We start from the raw sequence: 16,238 nt of genomic DNA on the forward strand, positions 1-16,238 counted from the left end.
TTAGTTATGTAGAAAAACGAAAGCCGTGTATGAAATGCCAAAATTAAGTTTACGGCAAATTCGTAACTGGGCCTTACAAGAATTGACGGCTGCTGGGCTATCACATGATGATGCCCTTGAAGCGGTCAATTTTTTGTTATCTGGCGCAATGGATTTGTCTTATTCCATGTTAGAAGTTAATATTGACCGTATGACCCCTGAAGTGCTACAAAATGCTTGGCCAACATGGATTGCGCAAGTGCAAAAAGGCATGCCATTACAATATATTTTAGGGCATGCGCCATTTTATGGACGCGAATTCAATGTTGATGCGCGGGTTTTGATTCCTCGTTTTGACACCGAAGAATTAGTCGAATGGGTATTGCGGGATTATCAAAAAGCCACCGAACTTGCCGTATTAGATATTGGTACGGGGAGTGGGGCAATTGCTGTCACACTTAAAGCTGAAAAGCCAACATGGCAAGTCAGTGCTAGCGATATTTCACGCGATGCACTAACCGTGGCCAATGGGAATGCAATTAACCAACAAGTGAATGTTAAATTTATTGAAAGCAATTTATTTGCTAACATTGCTGCCAAATATGATGTGATTATTTCTAATCCACCATATATTGCTGATTCCGAACGCGATGTGATGGACCAAAGTGTGTTAGATTATGAACCGGACCTCGCATTGTTTGCCGATAACCAAGGCTTAGTTTTGTATCAAGGGATTGCTGATGAATTAGCGGCGCACTTAAATGCTGGTGGCCGTGGTTATTTTGAAATTGGCTATAAACAAGGACCAGCAGTTGTGGAAATTTTCCGACAAGCATTACCTCAAGCTGAGGTTGAACTACGTCAGGATTTAAGCGGACTTGATCGGATGGTCCGTGTGAGCTTACCCAGCAAGTAGAATATCAAGTAAAAATTAGGGAACCAATCGGATATCCTTAGTGCAATGAAATTAATAAGGAGAGTACAGCATCGTGGAAACAAAAATGCTAACGACAGCGCCTGCTGATTTACAGACAGCAGCTGCGATGATTAATAAAGGACAAGTGGTGGCCTTTCCGACTGAAACAGTTTACGGTTTAGGTGCGGATGCAACTAACGAAAGTGCCGTTAAAAAAGTTTTTGCAGCTAAACACCGTCCAGCTGACAATCCTTTGATTGTGACTGTCGCCAGCGTGGAAATGGTGCAACGCTTTGTCGAAGTAATTCCGGCACAAGCACAAAAGTTGATTGATGCCTTTTGGCCAGGATCATTAACTATTATTATGGAGTATATTCCAGGCAAACTTTCACCGATTGTGACGGGTGGCTTACCAACAGTGGCCTTTCGCCTACCAGCTAGCCCAGTAACGCGCGAAGTGATTGCGTTGGCCGATACACCGATTGTGGGGCCAAGTGCCAATACTTCGGGTAAGCCATCGCCAACGACTGCTCAGCATGTCTGGCATGATATGCACGGTAAGATTGCCGGTATTATAGACGATGGTGCAACGCGGGTCGGGGTTGAATCAACCGTGATTGACATGACTACTGAAATTCCAACTATTTTACGTCCAGGAGCGGTGACCCAAGAAGAGCTTGAAGCTGTGATTGGCACAGTTAATTCAGAGCATCGTAAAGTTGGCGCTGATGAAACGCCGAAAGCACCTGGGATGAAGTATCGCCACTATGCGCCGGATGTACCGGTTTATATGGTAACTGATGATAACTGGCAACGAGCGATTATTTGGGCGCAACAACAACTTGAACCAGTTGGAATTATGGCGACAGATGAAGTTATCAAAGCTAATCACTTAGCGGGGATGGACTATGTCTGGTCACTTGGTGATGGTGTGAGTGCGGCGAATGCGAAATTATTTGCGGGGTTACGGTATTTTGATGATCGTAACGAAATCACAACCATTCTCGTGCAACGCTTTGCCGATGAAGGAATTGGGCTCGCTTATAATAACCGCTTGGGTAAAGCGGCGTCGGGGCAATTTTGGACAGCCACAGACTTCATGTAAAAAATAAAATCTCTGCCAGTGATTATTTTACGGCGGAGATTTTTTGGTACACAAATAATCCATCAGCGTGGTCAGATGTCGTGAAAGCGTTGTGTAAACGTAAAGACTTCGTATTAGTTAACTATTAAAGCAAGTGGTAAAATCAACTGATAGTTACATATATTATTTGAAAAGAAGGCTTTTGCTATGTTAATGAAACAACTTCAAAGAACACTTATTATCACGAGTGTTTTTCTTCTGAGTGTGCCGGTGATATTTAGTCCGACGGCTAGTGCGAGCAGTAATCGAACAACGTTAATTTCGCACCGGGGTGCCCAAGGAAACGGTTATGCAGAGCATACGTATGCGGCTTATGACCGCGCGATACGTGAAGGAACACGCTATATTGATACTGACTTACAAAGCTCTAAATCCGGCACGCTTTATGTTTCACACGATGCAACCGCTAACCGGATGACTAATGGTAGTGGAGCATTTGTCAAAAAATCAAACGCCCAAATTAACCGCCTAAAGGTCAACGTTGGCCGCTGGGGTCGAGGTCGTGGTGACCGAATTCATACGATGTATGCTGTGTTTAGTCGCTATGGTAGCCGAAAAAGTATCAAGTTCTCAATTGAATTGAAAAATGGTGCTAAGCAAGCGGATGCATTTGTTAGTTTAGTAAAGAGTTTAGAAAAGAAGTATCCAGGACTGCGGAAGCGAATTATTGCCCAATCATTTTCGCGGGCAGGGTTAGATACTGTCCGTAAAGGGCTACCTGGTATTCGTGGTACTATGAAAATTTATGGCTCAAATATGACCACAAATGATTTGCAAAAAACATTGCAAGATCCGTTGATTACAATTGTTAGTGTGAAACGTAACCGGGTGAGTGCTTTGAAAAACAAGGTCCACCGTGCTGGTAAGAAAATTAGTGTGTACACAATTAGTGATACTCGGAATTTGAAAAAATTTAAAAAAATGAAGGTTGATTATTTGTACACGAACAACACTGCTCGGGGCTTACGAGTATTCTAATTGTTGGAAATTTAATTATTAGGTGAATCGCTGAGGAAACTTGGCGATTTTTTGTTACAATATGGGTATTAAATAGTGAAAAGGAGTGTGTGCAGATGACATATCGCGATTTAGATCCAGAATTGTGGGCAGCCGTTGATCGAGAAGCCGACCGACAAGAACATAATATTGAGTTGATTGCCTCAGAAAATATTGTTTCAGAAGGGGTACGCCAAGCGCAAGGTTCAGTGTTAACGAACAAGTATGCGGAGGGCTTTCCTGGTAAGCGTTACTACGGCGGAACGCAGTTTGTCGACGAAGTGGAAACTTTGGCGATTGAACGAGCTAAGCAGTTATTTAATGCGGAATATGCTAATGTTCAGCCACACTCTGGTTCCCAAGCAAATGCGGCCGTGTACCAAGCGTTTATTCAACCTGGTGACACCGTTTTAGGGATGGATTTGAATGCTGGTGGTCACTTAACCCATGGGTCAGCAGTGAATTTTTCTGGTAAATTATATAATTTCATTCCATATGGTTTGGATTCTGAAACGGAATTGTTGAACTATGATACGATTCGCGCATTGGCGGTTGAACATCAACCTAAAATGATTGTGGCGGGTGCTTCAGCGTACAGCCGCATCATTGATTTTGATAAATTCCGCGCAATTGCCGATGAAGTTGGTGCGTATTTGATGGTCGACATGGCGCACATTGCAGGATTAGTGGCAGCCGGATTGCATCCAAATCCAGTTGGTATCGCTGATGTGGTTACAACGACGACGCACAAAACGTTACGTGGTCCTCGCGGCGGCATGATTCTATCACAAGCTAAGTATGCCAAGCAAATTAATTCAGGCGTTTTCCCTGGTACCCAAGGTGGACCACTAGAACATGTCATCGCGGGGAAAGCCGTGGCATTTGGCGAAGATTTACAACCAGACTTTATTGAATATTCAAAACAAGTGATTGCTAATGCTAAAGCGATGGCTGCCGAGTTTGAAAAATCTGATTTAGTGCGGGTCGTTTCTGGTGGTACGGACAACCACTTGTTTACAATTGATTTGACGGGGACTGGTTTGAACGGTAAAGAAGCACAAAACCTATTAGATTCAGTTGCGATTACGACTAACAAGGAAGCCATTCCAAATGAAACGTTGAGTCCTTTCAAAACTTCTGGGCTACGATTAGGCACCCCAGCGATTACTTCACGTGGTTTTAATGAAGCTGATTCAAGAGTAATTGCGCATCTCATTTTACGGGTTTTGACTGCGCCAACTGACGAATTAGTATTGGCCGATGTTGCCAAAGAAGTCCGTGCTTTAACGGACGCACATCCAATTACCCGATAATTAATAATTAGCAAATTTTGTTTCTTGGAGTTTAAAGAAACTGCGCTTTTTGCTATACTAAAAAGAAACGCTAGAAGAGGTAGACACGCATGGCAAAGTTTGTAGTTTTAGATCACCCATTGATTCAACACAAGATGACGATTATTCGTAATAAGGAAATTGGTACCAAAGTCTTTCGTGAAATGGTTAACGAAATTGCAATGCTGATGGCATACGAAGTAACGCGTGACATGCCTTTGGAAGATGTTGAAGTGGAAACACCAATTACTACAACTATCAAAAAGAAGTTAGCTGGGAAGAAATTGGCAGTGGTGCCAATCTTGCGAGCTGGTCTTGGGATGGTTGATGGGATTGTTAACATGATTCCAGCCGCACGTATTGGTCACATTGGGATGTATCGTGACGAAGAAACGCTCGAACCAGTGGAATACTTTGTTAAGTTGCCAGAAGACATTGACCAACGTGAAGTTTTGATTGTTGATCCAATGCTTGCTACGGGTGGCTCAGCTAATATGGCCATTGATGCTTTAAAGAAACGTGGCGCTAAGTTTATTAAACTTGTGGTGCTTGTGTCTGCACCTGAAGGCGTGAAAGCAGTTCAAGCCGCTCACCCAGATGTTGATATTTATACTGCAGCACTTGATGAAGGCTTGAATGAAAATGGCTACATCGTACCTGGTCTTGGTGATGCGGGTGATCGCCTCTTTGGTACTAAGTAAATTTAAATTTTATGAACAGGAATGCAGTTTGCATTTCTGTTCTTTCTACATAATAAGAGGGAATCTGACAATGAAAAAAATATTGATGATAATTGGCGCTTTAATTGGGGTTGGCGTCATCTACGCAGCTGTTTGTTTAGGTTTGATTATGTCTGAACACCGCGCAAAACCAATGGCGCAACCGGATACAATTGTGGTGTTGGGGGCACAGGTTAAAGGCAAAAACGCAGCAACTGCACATCCGGCGAAGATGCTAGCGGAACGTTTGCGCACGGCGGCTGTTTACGCCAAAGCCAATCCAACTGTAAAAATTGTGGTTTCAGGTGGCCAAGGAACCGATGAACCAATTAGTGAAGCCGCAATGATGAGCCAGTATCTGCAAGCACATGGTGTGCATAATCCGATTATTGAGGAAAATAAATCCATTAATACGCAACAAAATTTAGCTAATAGTAAAAAAATTACGCGCCTTGGTCAAACGGTGATTGTGACTAGCGATTTTCACATGTATCGGGCATTGTATTTAGCCAAAAAGGCCGGCATCAAGGATGTTAGTGGGTTAGCGGCGGTGTCGCGGTCATCAGCAACATTCCGGTTGTATGTCCGGGAAATTATAGCCGTCGGAAAAACACTGATTTTTGGTTAGCAACGGTTGACGACACTGTAAAAGTTCGGTATGGTAATAGATGTTAATCCTTTAACACAGTCCAGAGAGGCCCATAAGGATTCATCAAAAATTGATAGTGATGTCAGGAAACTATCCTGACGATTAAAATTGTCATTGATGAAGACTGTTCGCCTCTTGGGCTGGACAGTCTTTTTTTTAGTTAAAATGGCTCTATTTCGTCTGACGTGGAATTTATAAAATGTGATGAGATGTATGATGCCACTGCGTGCCTGAAAATCACCTTGTGCACCGAGATGGAAGCACATGCCCAAGCCACGTGCTTATGCCTGAGATACGGCAACGCAAAACATTCCAGCAGTTTGTTTTCAACAAACAACTGAATCTAATCAAAACCCGATTAGATTAGCCTTCCAGGCTGAATGTCTGTCTTGGGCAATTCGGGATAGCTGGCATTCTAATGGCTAAAGCCAAAGAATGCTCACATTTGTAGCTACGCTGGACAAATAAGGCCCGGTCGGCTCTACCCTCAGCGACAAATCTGACACGCGGCGTCAGATTCGTCCCATTTCGGTGTAAAGCCTGCCGGCCACAAGATAATTTTCAGTCACTCCGCTAGTTAAATGCGGAATTATTGATTACCGCTAAACTTGCAGCGACAAGGATTAGGGCATATTACTAGTCAGACTGCCTACTCAAACTAACGAAGATGCTGGAAACAGGCTGGACTTTAGCTCGCACCGAGATGGCATAATCAGTAACGGGTTTCGTTACTGATTATGGATTTGTGAAGATGGTTACCGCGTTAGCGAACCAAGCTTCGCAAACATTTGAAGACCGCACTGTGGCTTCAAATGCTTGTCTTCCATCACGGTGTCCAGACTGGTTCTAGCCTCGTAGTGGGAATCAATCTGAGACGCATATCCAAATTCCACGCTAGAAAAAATTTAGCCGTTAAAATGCAGGTGAACCATGAAGTGTCACCGCAAATGGCATTGCATTCATTCAGATTTACTAGGAGTTGTGCGATCGCAATCAACTCCTAAGACAGTGAAATTATTGGAGGTTACACAATGGAAAGAACGCACCGCGATGAAGTTGTTTTAGATATTCCAGACCGTCCTAAGTTAGGTGCTTGGATTGGTTTATCATTGCAACATATGTTTTCAATGTTTGGTTCCACAGTATTGGTACCAATTTTAGTTGGCTTAAATCCTGGGATTGCTTTGTTTACATCTGGGGTTGGGACGTTACTATATATTTTGATTACGAAGGCTAAAATTCCGGCTTACATGGGTTCAAGTTTTGCCTTTATCGTGCCAATGCTATCGTTGATGGCTAAAGGTGGCGGTGGTTATCCAGCAATCGCACAAGGGATTTGGGCCGTCGGAGCGGTGTACTTGATTGTGGCTGTGATTGTGGCTTTAATTGGCTCTGACTGGATTGATAGTCTCTTACCACCAATCGTGGTTGGACCAATTGTGATGGTCATCGGGTTGTCATTAGCTGGTTCTGCGGCGACAAATGCTACGATGCGTACAATTAGCGCCACTAAATCAGTTTATGATATTCGAATTTTTATTGTTGCAATTATTACGTTATTACTGACAATCCTGTTCAATATGGTACTTAAGGGTTTCCTTGGTTTGATTCCAATTTTATTGGGGATTGTTTCTGGCTACATTGTGGCAATTCCATTTGGTTTAGTCGATTTCACGAAAGTGACGGCGGCGCACTGGTTTGCCTTGCCAACGTTTGAAATTCCGTTTGTAAGCTATGCGCCACACTTACAAATTGGCGCAATCATTGCGATGGCACCATTGGCCTTAGTGACGATGACTGAGCACATGGGACACTTGATGGTGTTGAATAAGTTAACGGATCGGAATTTCTTTCAAGATCCCGGCCTGAAACGGACATTGGCTGGGGACGGGACGGCTTCGATTGTTGCTGGATTCTTCGGTGGACCAGCTGTGACATCTTATGGCGAAAACATTGGGGTGCTTGCGATTACCAAGGTGCACTCTGTATGGGTTCTTGGTGGGGCAGCAACTTTTGCAGTGTTGTTTTCATTCGTTGGTAAGCTGTCAGCATTGATTCAATCAATTCCAGGTGCTGTAATTGGTGGAATTAGTTTCCTATTATTCGGGGTGATTGCTTCATCTGGTCTCCGAATCATTGTGGATAACAAAGTTGATTTCAACGTGAAACGTAATTTGATGATTTCTTCAGCAATTTTAGTTATTGGTATTGGAAATGCTTATCTCCAGGTTGGTAAAACACAATTTTCTGGTTTGGCAATTGCTACTGTGCTCGGAATCATTTTAAACCTCGTCTTGCCACGGGAAGCGGCTTCTGAAAAGGAATTGGCAGCCAAGCTCGACGAAGAGTATGAAGTTAATTAAAAATATAATGTGAAAACGTGAGCGTTAATCGGATAGGTTAACGCTCTTTTTGTTTTATAATAAAGGTGGTAAAAATAAACAGCTAGAAGTGGACAACAAAACTAATTAATATCGGATGGAATTGTAGTTACTTGCTAAGTTGAACTTTGGTTTAGGTTGGTAAGTGCGTTACCATAGTATTAAGTGTTAGGTTTTGAAGGACACTTTAAGGAGGTGGCTATTATGAATTGAAGTCGAAAATTTTTTGGCGCAATCCATGTATTCGTTGGTGGACAACGGTCAGCTCCCCAGGTACAACGGCGTTACCAAGACGAGCATGAAAACTCCGTAGATACTTCCATTTTTGAGCATTTTCAACCGTTTCAAAAGATTACGGTTGGTTTAGATCATCATGTGGATGGTGATACGAGTGCATTTCGTTACCAAGGTCGGGAATATCGAGCACGGTTTTTAATGCTCGATACACCCGAAACCGTTAAGGAGCACACCAAGGTGATGCCAATTGGACACATGGCAAGTAATTATACCAAAGACCGTTTAGAACACGCTCACCGGCTTGAGATTGCCTTTGATAGAGGTCCCCACGTTGATGAATATGGGCGATTGTTAGTTTATGTCTATGTCGATGGTCATGATTTAGCAGAAGAACTATTGGCACGTGGATATGCAATTGTACGTTATGTCAAAGCGCCAAATGATACTAACGCACGCAAGTATCAGCACATCCAAGCCAAGGCACGACGTGATAAAAAGGGCGTTTGGAAGATTCGTAATTATGTGCTTTTGAAACACGGGTCTGACTATCGCTACAATGAGTCATTTGAGTGAATATTTGGTAAAATGCACTAAATAACACTTACAATTAGTAGCATTGGTTACGATTGTTACAAAGTAATTTGTGATTTTGATTTATGTAAAGAAAGTTAACAAAAAAATTTTTTCTAATCGAATGCGCTTACAACGGTAGCTTGACGCAATATCACGATAAATAATTCATTATTAATGAGACAGATTGATTGTATCTTTTGTTTCAAAGGAGTAATATATCGAGTGTATTTTGACGTGTTTATCGTGTCTATGTTTAAACCGTTGCAAAATATCGGTTAACTAAATATCAGTTCAGAAAAGAGGTGAATTTTTGTGGATGATAAGGCTCCTTTGGTACAGTTCTTGGGGCTAACGTTCAATGTAACTAATCTGATTTCAATTACGGTTGTTATGCTGATCACTTTCTTCTTAATCTTCTGGCTTTCTCGTAAGCCAGCGATTAAACCAAGTGGTAAGCAAAACTTCTTGGAATGGATTATTGATTTTACGAATAATATCGTAGGATCTTCATTGCCCAATAGTACTGGACAAGGGTTGCGTTTGTTAGCGTTTGTCTTGTTCATGGTTATCTTTGTTGGTAACCAAATAGGTCTGATTTTCCAAGTTAAGGTTGGCGACTTCACATATTTGAAGAGTCCAACAGCTGATCCAATTGTTACAATGACTTTAGCCCTTGTAATGGTTGTCTTAGCCCATTTCCTTGGGGTTGGCAAGCTGGGTTTCCCTAAGTATTTCAAAAATGCTTACTTAAGCCCATATGCTTGGATGTTCCCACTTAATGTGATTGAATCTATTACTAGTTTCTTAACATTGGGACTTCGTTTGTTTGGTAACATCATGGCCGGTGAAGTATTGTTAAACTTACTTGGAAGTATCGCGTTCCCACACGGTACGTTGGCGTCAATCTCATGGTTGGGCTTTATCCCAGCTTTGGCAGGTGAAGTCATTTGGCAAGGTTTCTCAGTCTTTATCGGTAGTGTGCAAGCTTATGTGTTTGTCACATTAGCAATGGTTTATGTCTCAGAAAAGACAATAGTCGAAGAACTATAATTATTAGCTCTTATATATAGAATTTTTAAATTCGGAGGAAGTTTTATAATGGATATCACAGGATTAGGTCACTTGGCACAAATTGGTGCTGGTATTGCTGCTGGTGGTGCCGCTATTGGTGCCGGTATTGGTAATGGTCACGTTATTGCAGCTATGCTTGAAGGTACTGCACGTCAACCAGAACTCGAAGGTAAGTTACGTGGGACTATGTTCCTCGGAATTGGTCTTGTTGAAGCCCTTCCTATCTTAGGGATTGTTATCGCGTTCCTCTTGATCAACGCTAAGTAAGAGGAATGTACAAAAATCCTAAAGAAAGTGAGGTGGCATGATGTTTTCAGTTGATGTATTAGCCGGAACAAAATTGGCTTCCGGTGATATGTTCTTCTTCATTTTGTCTTTCGTAATCTTGATGCTCTTAGTTAAGCATTTTGCTTGGGGCCCTGTAACCAAGATGATGCAAGACCGTGCCGACAAGGTTGCTAACGACATCGATGCTGCAGAAACTGCTCGTCAAGAAGCTGAAAAGTTAGCTGGCGAACGCCGCGAAGCTTTACAATCTTCACGACAAGAAGCTTCTACTATTGTTACTGATGCGAAAGCAGTCGGTAACAAACAACGCGACGCTATTGTTTCTGATGCTCAAGCCAGTGCAGCTGCTTTAAAGCAATCTGCAACTGCTGAAATCGAACAAGAACGTCAAGATGCCTTGGCTGGAGTTCAAAATGACGTAGCTGATTTGTCTGTACAAATCGCAGCGAAGATTATTCAAAAAGAATTGAAGATTGAAGATCAAAAAGCATTAATCGATTCTTATATCGAAGGGTTGGGTGCTAGCCATGAAGCTTGATCAAACAACCATTGCAAAACGCTATTCAAAGGCTCTCTTTGAATTAGCAGAAGAGGCTGGTTCAACTGATGCTGTGTTTGAAGAATTAACTTCTTTAAAAGCAGTCTTTGTTGACAATGCTGAACTTGGCAGTCAATTAAACGGACCGGCTTTGCCAACGAGCGCTAAAAAGACAATCATCGAAGCTTTGAAGCAAGATGCAACCCCAGTTGTTGCAAACTTCATTCAAATGTCTTACGACTATGGTCGTACAGATGATGTCGTTGCGATTGTTGATGCATTCCAACGTTTAGTTGATGAAAAGAAAAGTGTCGTTTATGCAAGCGTGACAACTGCTGTTGATTTAGCAGCAGATCAAAAAGAACGCTTAGCAACGGAATTTGCCAAACGCGTCGGCGCTAACAAAGTAGTGCTTGATACTAAAGTTGATCCTGCGATTGTTGGGGGCGTTATCGTCCAATCCGACAGTCAAATCCTCGACGGCAGTGTTGCTACAAAGTTAGCTAAAGTTCGTCGTATGTTGGTTAAATAAATAATTCAAAAGAGGTGAAACCGGTATGAGCATTAAAGCTGAGGAAATCAGTGCTCTCATCAAGCAACAACTAGCAAATTACCAAGATGAGCTCACAGTTGAAGAAACTGGTACTGTAACCTACGTCGGTGACGGGGTTGCTCGTGCTCATGGCTTGGACAATGCCATGGCTGGTGAATTGGTTGAATTCTCTAATGGTGTTTATGGTATGGCACAAAACCTTGAATCAAACGATGTTGGTATCGTTATTCTTGGTAACTACGAAGACATTCGCGAAGGCGACACTGTTAAACGTACTGGCCGTATCATGGAAGTACCCGTTGGGGAAGCAATGATCGGACGCGTTGTGAACGCGCTTGGTCAACCAGTTGACGGACTTGGTGAAATCAAGACTGATAAGACTCGTCCAGTTGAAGTTAAGGCTCCTGGTGTTATGGAACGTAAGTCTGTTTTCGAACCTTTGCAAACAGGTATCAAAGCGATTGATGCCCTTGTGCCAATTGGTCGTGGACAACGTGAATTAATCATCGGTGACCGTAAGACTGGTAAGACTTCAGTCGCAATCGATGCAATTTTGAACCAAAAAGACCAAGATATGATTGTTATCTATGTTGCCATCGGTCAAAAGGATTCAACTGTGCGTACACAAGTTGAAACCCTTCGTAAGTTGGGTGCATTGGATTACACAATCGTGGTTACTGCTGGTCCTTCTGAACCAGCTCCATTGCTTTACTTGGCACCATATGCCGGTGCTGCAATGGGTGAAGAATTCATGTACAACGGCAAGCACGTCTTGATCGTGTACGATGATCTTTCTAAGCAAGCAACTGCTTACCGTGAACTTTCATTGATTCTTCGTCGGCCACCTGGTCGTGAAGCTTACCCTGGTGATGTCTTCTACTTGCACTCACGTTTACTTGAACGTGCAGCCAAGTTGAGTGATGAACTTGGTGGTGGCTCAATGACTGCTTTGCCATTCATTGAAACACAAGCGGGTGACGTTTCTGCGTACATCCCAACCAACGTTATCTCAATCACCGATGGGCAAATCTTCTTGGATTCAGACTCATTCTACGCTGGTGTACGTCCAGCCATCGACGCCGGAACTTCTGTTTCACGTGTTGGTGGGGATGCCCAAATCAAGGCAATGAAGAAGGTTTCTGGGACATTACGTCTTGACCTTGCTTCATTCCGTGAATTGGAATCATTCGCGCAATTTGGTTCTGATCTTGATGCTGCTACCCAAGCCAAGTTGGCTCGTGGTCGTCGCACTGTTGAAATCTTGAAGCAACCACTTCACAAGCCAATGCCTGTTGAACAACAAGTGCTTGTTCTTTACGCATTGACACACGGATTCATTGACGACGTTGCTATCGATGATATTCAACGTTTCCAAGATGAATTGATTGATTCAGTGAGCGCATCACACCAAGACTTGTTTGACGAAATTTTGAACACGAAAAACTTGCCTGCTGAAGACAAGATGGACGCTGCGATTTCATCATTCAAGGAAACCTTCCAAGCTTCTTCAGCTGCGGAATAACTAGCATACTAAGAAAGTCAGGAGGGTGAACGATGCCAGCTTCATTGCAAGATATCGAACGTCGAATTAGTTCGACCAAAAAAACTGGTCAAATTACCAGTGCCATGCAAATGGTTTCTACAGCGAAGTTGAGTCAGATTCAACGACACACCACAGGCTACCAAGCCTATGCAAGTAAAGTTGAAGCTGTGGTATCTCACCTCGCTGCTTCACATGTGTTGGGTGCCGGCGCTAAGGGCTCACTTTTGGAACAACGACCAGTTAAACAAACTGGGATTTTAGTTGTTACCTCTGATCGTGGCTTGGTTGGTTCATACAACAGTAATGTTTTGAAGCAAACAATTGACTTCATGGAAAAGCACGAACTTACTATCGAAAACACTGTCATGTTGGCAGTCGGTGGTACGGGTGCCGACTTCTTCAAGAAGCGTGGTTACAATGTTGCCTACGAATATCGTGGTGTAACAGATGTGCCAACGTTTGCTGAAATTCGCGAAATTGTGAAGTCAGTAACGTCTATGTACGGTAGCGAAGTGTACGACGAATTGTTCGTCGCATATAATCACTACGTCAACCGTATTTCAAATGAATACCGCGCCGTTCAAATGCTCCCAATTACGGGTGCTACTTTGGACGAAGCGACGGCTAATACTGAAGCGGGTGATGAAAAATTACACGCTGCTTATGAAATGGATCCTTCACCAGAAGAAATCCTCCATGCAGTATTGCCACAATACGCTGAAAGTTTGCTTTACGGAGCAATTCTTGATGCTAAAACTGCTGAACACGCATCAAGTGCAAACGCGATGAGTTCAGCGTCAGACAACGCTAAAGACGTGATTGCTCGCCTTGAATTACAATTCAACCGGGCACGTCAAGCCGCAATTACTACCGAAATTACTGAAATTACCGGTGGTATGGCAGCGTTAGAATAATAAATTTTTTATCCGAGAAAGGAATTAACGTAACTATGAGTGCTGGTAAAGTTGTACAAGTTATCGGACCTGTTGTCGACGTTCAATTCCCATTGGACAATGTATTACCTGATATTAACAATGCTTTGGTTATCGACAAGGGTGAAGGTAAGACTTTAACTGTTGAAGTCTCACTTGCCTTGGGTGACGGTGTTGTTCGTACTATCGCGATGGATTCTACTGATGGACTCCAACGTGGTATGAGTGTTACCGATACTGAAAAGCCAATTTCAGTGCCAGTCGGTGAAGCAACACTTGGTCGGGTTTTCAACGTTCTTGGGGAAACAATTGACGGCGGCGAAGAATTCGGTCCAGATGCACCACGTGATTCTATTCACCGTGATGCACCCGCATATGACCAACTCGCAACGTCAACTGAAATCCTTGAAACAGGGATTAAGGTTATTGACTTGCTTGCCCCATATATCCGTGGTGGTAAGATTGGTTTGTTCGGTGGTGCCGGTGTTGGTAAAACCGTTTTGATTCAAGAATTGATTCACAATATCGCTTCAGGTCACGCCGGTATTTCTGTATTTACTGGTGTTGGTGAACGTACCCGTGAAGGGAACGACATGTACTACGAAATGAAGGAATCTGGTGTTCTTGAAAAGACTGCCATGGTTTATGGTCAAATGAATGAACCTCCTGGTGCTCGTATGCGTGTTGCGTTGACTGGTTTGACTATCGCGGAACACTTCCGTGATGTGAACGGACAAGACGTGTTGTTGTTTATCGACAACATCTTCCGTTTCACGCAAGCCGGTTCTGAAGTTTCTGCCTTGCTTGGACGTATTCCATCAGCCGTTGGTTACCAACCAACATTGGCTACTGAAATGGGTCAATTGCAAGAACGGATTACTTCTACTAAGAAGGGTTCAGTTACATCAATTCAAGCCGTTTACGTGCCTGCCGATGATTATACCGACCCTGCTCCTGCAACTACTTTCGCCCACTTGGACGCAACGACTAACTTGGAACGTGCCTTGACTCAACAAGGTATCTACCCAGCCGTTGATCCATTGGCTTCTACTTCATCAGCTCTTGACCCACAAATCGTTGGTCAAGAACACTATGAAGTTGCGACTGAAGTACAACACGTCTTGCAACGTTACCGTGAATTGCAAGATATCATCTCAATTCTTGGGATGGATGAATTGTCTGATGAAGAAAAGACAATTGTTAACCGTGCTCGTCGTATTCAATTCTTCTTGTCACAACCATTCTCAGTTGCCGAAACATTTACTGGTCTTAACGGTGAATATGTTCCAGTTGCTGAAACTGTTCGTTCATTCAAGGAAATCCTTGATGGTAAGCACGATAGTTTACCTGAAGATGCTTTCCGGAACGTCGGTGTGATTGAACAAGCTGTTGAAAAAGCAAAGACGATGGCTAAGTAAGGAGGTTTTGCATGGCTGAACACACTTTAGCTATTAGCATTGTTACTCCCGATGGTGTCGTTTATTCTCGTGATGATGCGAAAATGGTTGTTTTGAAAACAATGGGTGGCACAATTGGTGTCATGGCTAACCACCAACCAATCGTTTCAGCGCTTCAAATTGATGAAGCAGATGTTGAAATGCCGGATGGTACGAAAGACGTTATCGCCGTTAATGGTGGTTTCGCAGAGTTTTCAAGCAACACGATGTCTATCGTCGCAGATAGTGCTGAAACCCCAGATCAAATCGATGTAGCTCGTGCTGAAGCTGCGCGTGAACGTGCTCAAAAGCACATTTCACACGCAACTGAAGTACATGATGCCGATGAAATGGCGCGCGCACAAGTTGCGTTGAAGCGTTCAATGAACCGGTTACGAGCTACAGGTGGAACTGGTGGCTTTAAATAGCATTCAAAAAAAGATTGGTAATCATGTTGATTGCCAATCTTTTTGTATACATATGATATGATAAACAAAAGGGTTTTATTCCTTCTGACGTGGGGTTTAATAGGCTTGGCCACTGCGTGCCGGTAAATTACTTGGCGCACTGCGCTGGAAGCAGCCTCCCAAGCCAGTCTGTGCTTATGCCTGTGAACCGGCAACGCAAAACATCCCAGCATTTTGTTGCACAAAATACTGAATCTAATCCTAACGCGATTAGATTAGCCTTGCAGGTTGGATGTCTGTCTTGGTCGGTTCGGATAAGCTGGGAGTCTAAGGAATAAATTCCTAAGACTCCTCATCTTATCCTCAGCGGCGACATGTGTTACACACATATCACCCCAGTCGCGGTGTAAAGGCTGCGACCGCCAAGTAATTTACCGGTACACCGTTAGTTAGTAATAATGCTCAAACTAGCGAAAAACAGTTACCAATCACAGGCCACAGTGGCAGGGGAAAACCTACACTGCGGATTAACAGAACCTTAGTAA

Annotated in this window: 16 protein-coding genes; all 16 read left to right on the plus strand. The window is 43.1% G+C overall.

Annotated elements, in window-relative coordinates; all coding sequences use genetic code 11:
• Window positions 1–34 precede the first annotated feature (34 nt).
• Window positions 35–895, plus strand: a complete 861-nt coding sequence (gene prmC / locus EQG49_RS09725) for a peptide chain release factor N(5)-glutamine methyltransferase (RefSeq protein WP_133363797.1) — start codon at window positions 35–37, stop codon at window positions 893–895.
• 73 nt (window positions 896–968) lie between these two features.
• A complete protein-coding gene (locus EQG49_RS09730; RefSeq protein ID WP_423245961.1) occupies window positions 969–2,000 on the plus strand; it encodes an L-threonylcarbamoyladenylate synthase in 1,032 nt (343 codons plus the stop codon).
• Between the two features lie 186 nt (window positions 2,001–2,186).
• On the plus strand, window positions 2,187–3,017 hold the full coding sequence (locus tag EQG49_RS09735; RefSeq protein ID WP_133363798.1) for a glycerophosphodiester phosphodiesterase: 831 nt from the start codon (window positions 2,187–2,189) through the stop codon (window positions 3,015–3,017).
• Window positions 3,018–3,112: 95 nt separating this feature from the next.
• Window positions 3,113–4,348, plus strand: coding sequence for a serine hydroxymethyltransferase (gene glyA / locus EQG49_RS09740; RefSeq protein WP_133363799.1), 1,236 nt, complete (start codon window positions 3,113–3,115; stop codon window positions 4,346–4,348).
• Window positions 4,349–4,437: 89 nt separating this feature from the next.
• Window positions 4,438–5,067 (plus strand): uracil phosphoribosyltransferase, encoded by a 630-nt coding sequence (gene upp / locus EQG49_RS09745; RefSeq protein WP_133363800.1) that lies wholly within the window; start codon window positions 4,438–4,440, stop codon window positions 5,065–5,067.
• A gap of 70 nt (window positions 5,068–5,137) precedes the next feature.
• Entirely contained in the window at window positions 5,138–5,713 is a 576-nt protein-coding gene (locus EQG49_RS09750) for a YdcF family protein (protein ID WP_165964865.1), read from the plus strand.
• 1,052 nt (window positions 5,714–6,765) lie between these two features.
• Window positions 6,766–8,097: a solute carrier family 23 protein gene (locus tag EQG49_RS09755; protein ID WP_133363802.1), complete on the plus strand. Its 1,332-nt coding sequence runs from the start codon at window positions 6,766–6,768 to the stop codon at window positions 8,095–8,097.
• A gap of 393 nt (window positions 8,098–8,490) precedes the next feature.
• Window positions 8,491–8,925 (plus strand): thermonuclease family protein, encoded by a 435-nt coding sequence (locus EQG49_RS09760; RefSeq protein WP_165964866.1) that lies wholly within the window; start codon window positions 8,491–8,493, stop codon window positions 8,923–8,925.
• Window positions 8,926–9,237: 312 nt separating this feature from the next.
• Window positions 9,238–9,975, plus strand: coding sequence for a F0F1 ATP synthase subunit A (atpB, locus tag EQG49_RS09765; protein WP_133363804.1), 738 nt, complete (start codon window positions 9,238–9,240; stop codon window positions 9,973–9,975).
• A 72-nt stretch (window positions 9,976–10,047) separates the two neighbouring features.
• A complete protein-coding gene (gene atpE / locus EQG49_RS09770) occupies window positions 10,048–10,263 on the plus strand; it encodes a F0F1 ATP synthase subunit C (protein WP_279232840.1) in 216 nt (71 codons plus the stop codon).
• A 40-nt stretch (window positions 10,264–10,303) separates the two neighbouring features.
• Window positions 10,304–10,822: a F0F1 ATP synthase subunit B gene (atpF, locus tag EQG49_RS09775; protein ID WP_133364571.1), complete on the plus strand. Its 519-nt coding sequence runs from the start codon at window positions 10,304–10,306 to the stop codon at window positions 10,820–10,822.
• The gene (gene atpH / locus EQG49_RS09780; protein WP_133363806.1) at window positions 10,812–11,354 is read left to right on the plus strand and encodes an ATP synthase F1 subunit delta; all 543 of its coding nucleotides are present in this window, start codon (window positions 10,812–10,814) and stop codon (window positions 11,352–11,354) included. Before atpF ends, atpH begins: the two co-directional genes overlap by 11 nt.
• Before the next feature lie 25 nt (window positions 11,355–11,379).
• Entirely contained in the window at window positions 11,380–12,897 is a 1,518-nt protein-coding gene (gene atpA / locus EQG49_RS09785) for a F0F1 ATP synthase subunit alpha (RefSeq protein WP_133363807.1), read from the plus strand.
• A gap of 32 nt (window positions 12,898–12,929) precedes the next feature.
• Window positions 12,930–13,832, plus strand: coding sequence for a F0F1 ATP synthase subunit gamma (locus EQG49_RS09790; RefSeq protein ID WP_133363808.1), 903 nt, complete (start codon window positions 12,930–12,932; stop codon window positions 13,830–13,832).
• A 35-nt stretch (window positions 13,833–13,867) separates the two neighbouring features.
• Window positions 13,868–15,268: a F0F1 ATP synthase subunit beta gene (gene atpD / locus EQG49_RS09795; protein WP_133363809.1), complete on the plus strand. Its 1,401-nt coding sequence runs from the start codon at window positions 13,868–13,870 to the stop codon at window positions 15,266–15,268.
• A gap of 11 nt (window positions 15,269–15,279) precedes the next feature.
• Window positions 15,280–15,714: a F0F1 ATP synthase subunit epsilon gene (locus EQG49_RS09800; RefSeq protein WP_133363810.1), complete on the plus strand. Its 435-nt coding sequence runs from the start codon at window positions 15,280–15,282 to the stop codon at window positions 15,712–15,714.
• The last annotated feature ends 524 nt before the right edge of the window (window positions 15,715–16,238 follow it).

It is taken from the genome of Periweissella cryptocerci, from assembly GCF_004358325.1.
Lineage (GTDB): Bacteria > Bacillota > Bacilli > Lactobacillales > Lactobacillaceae > Periweissella > Periweissella cryptocerci.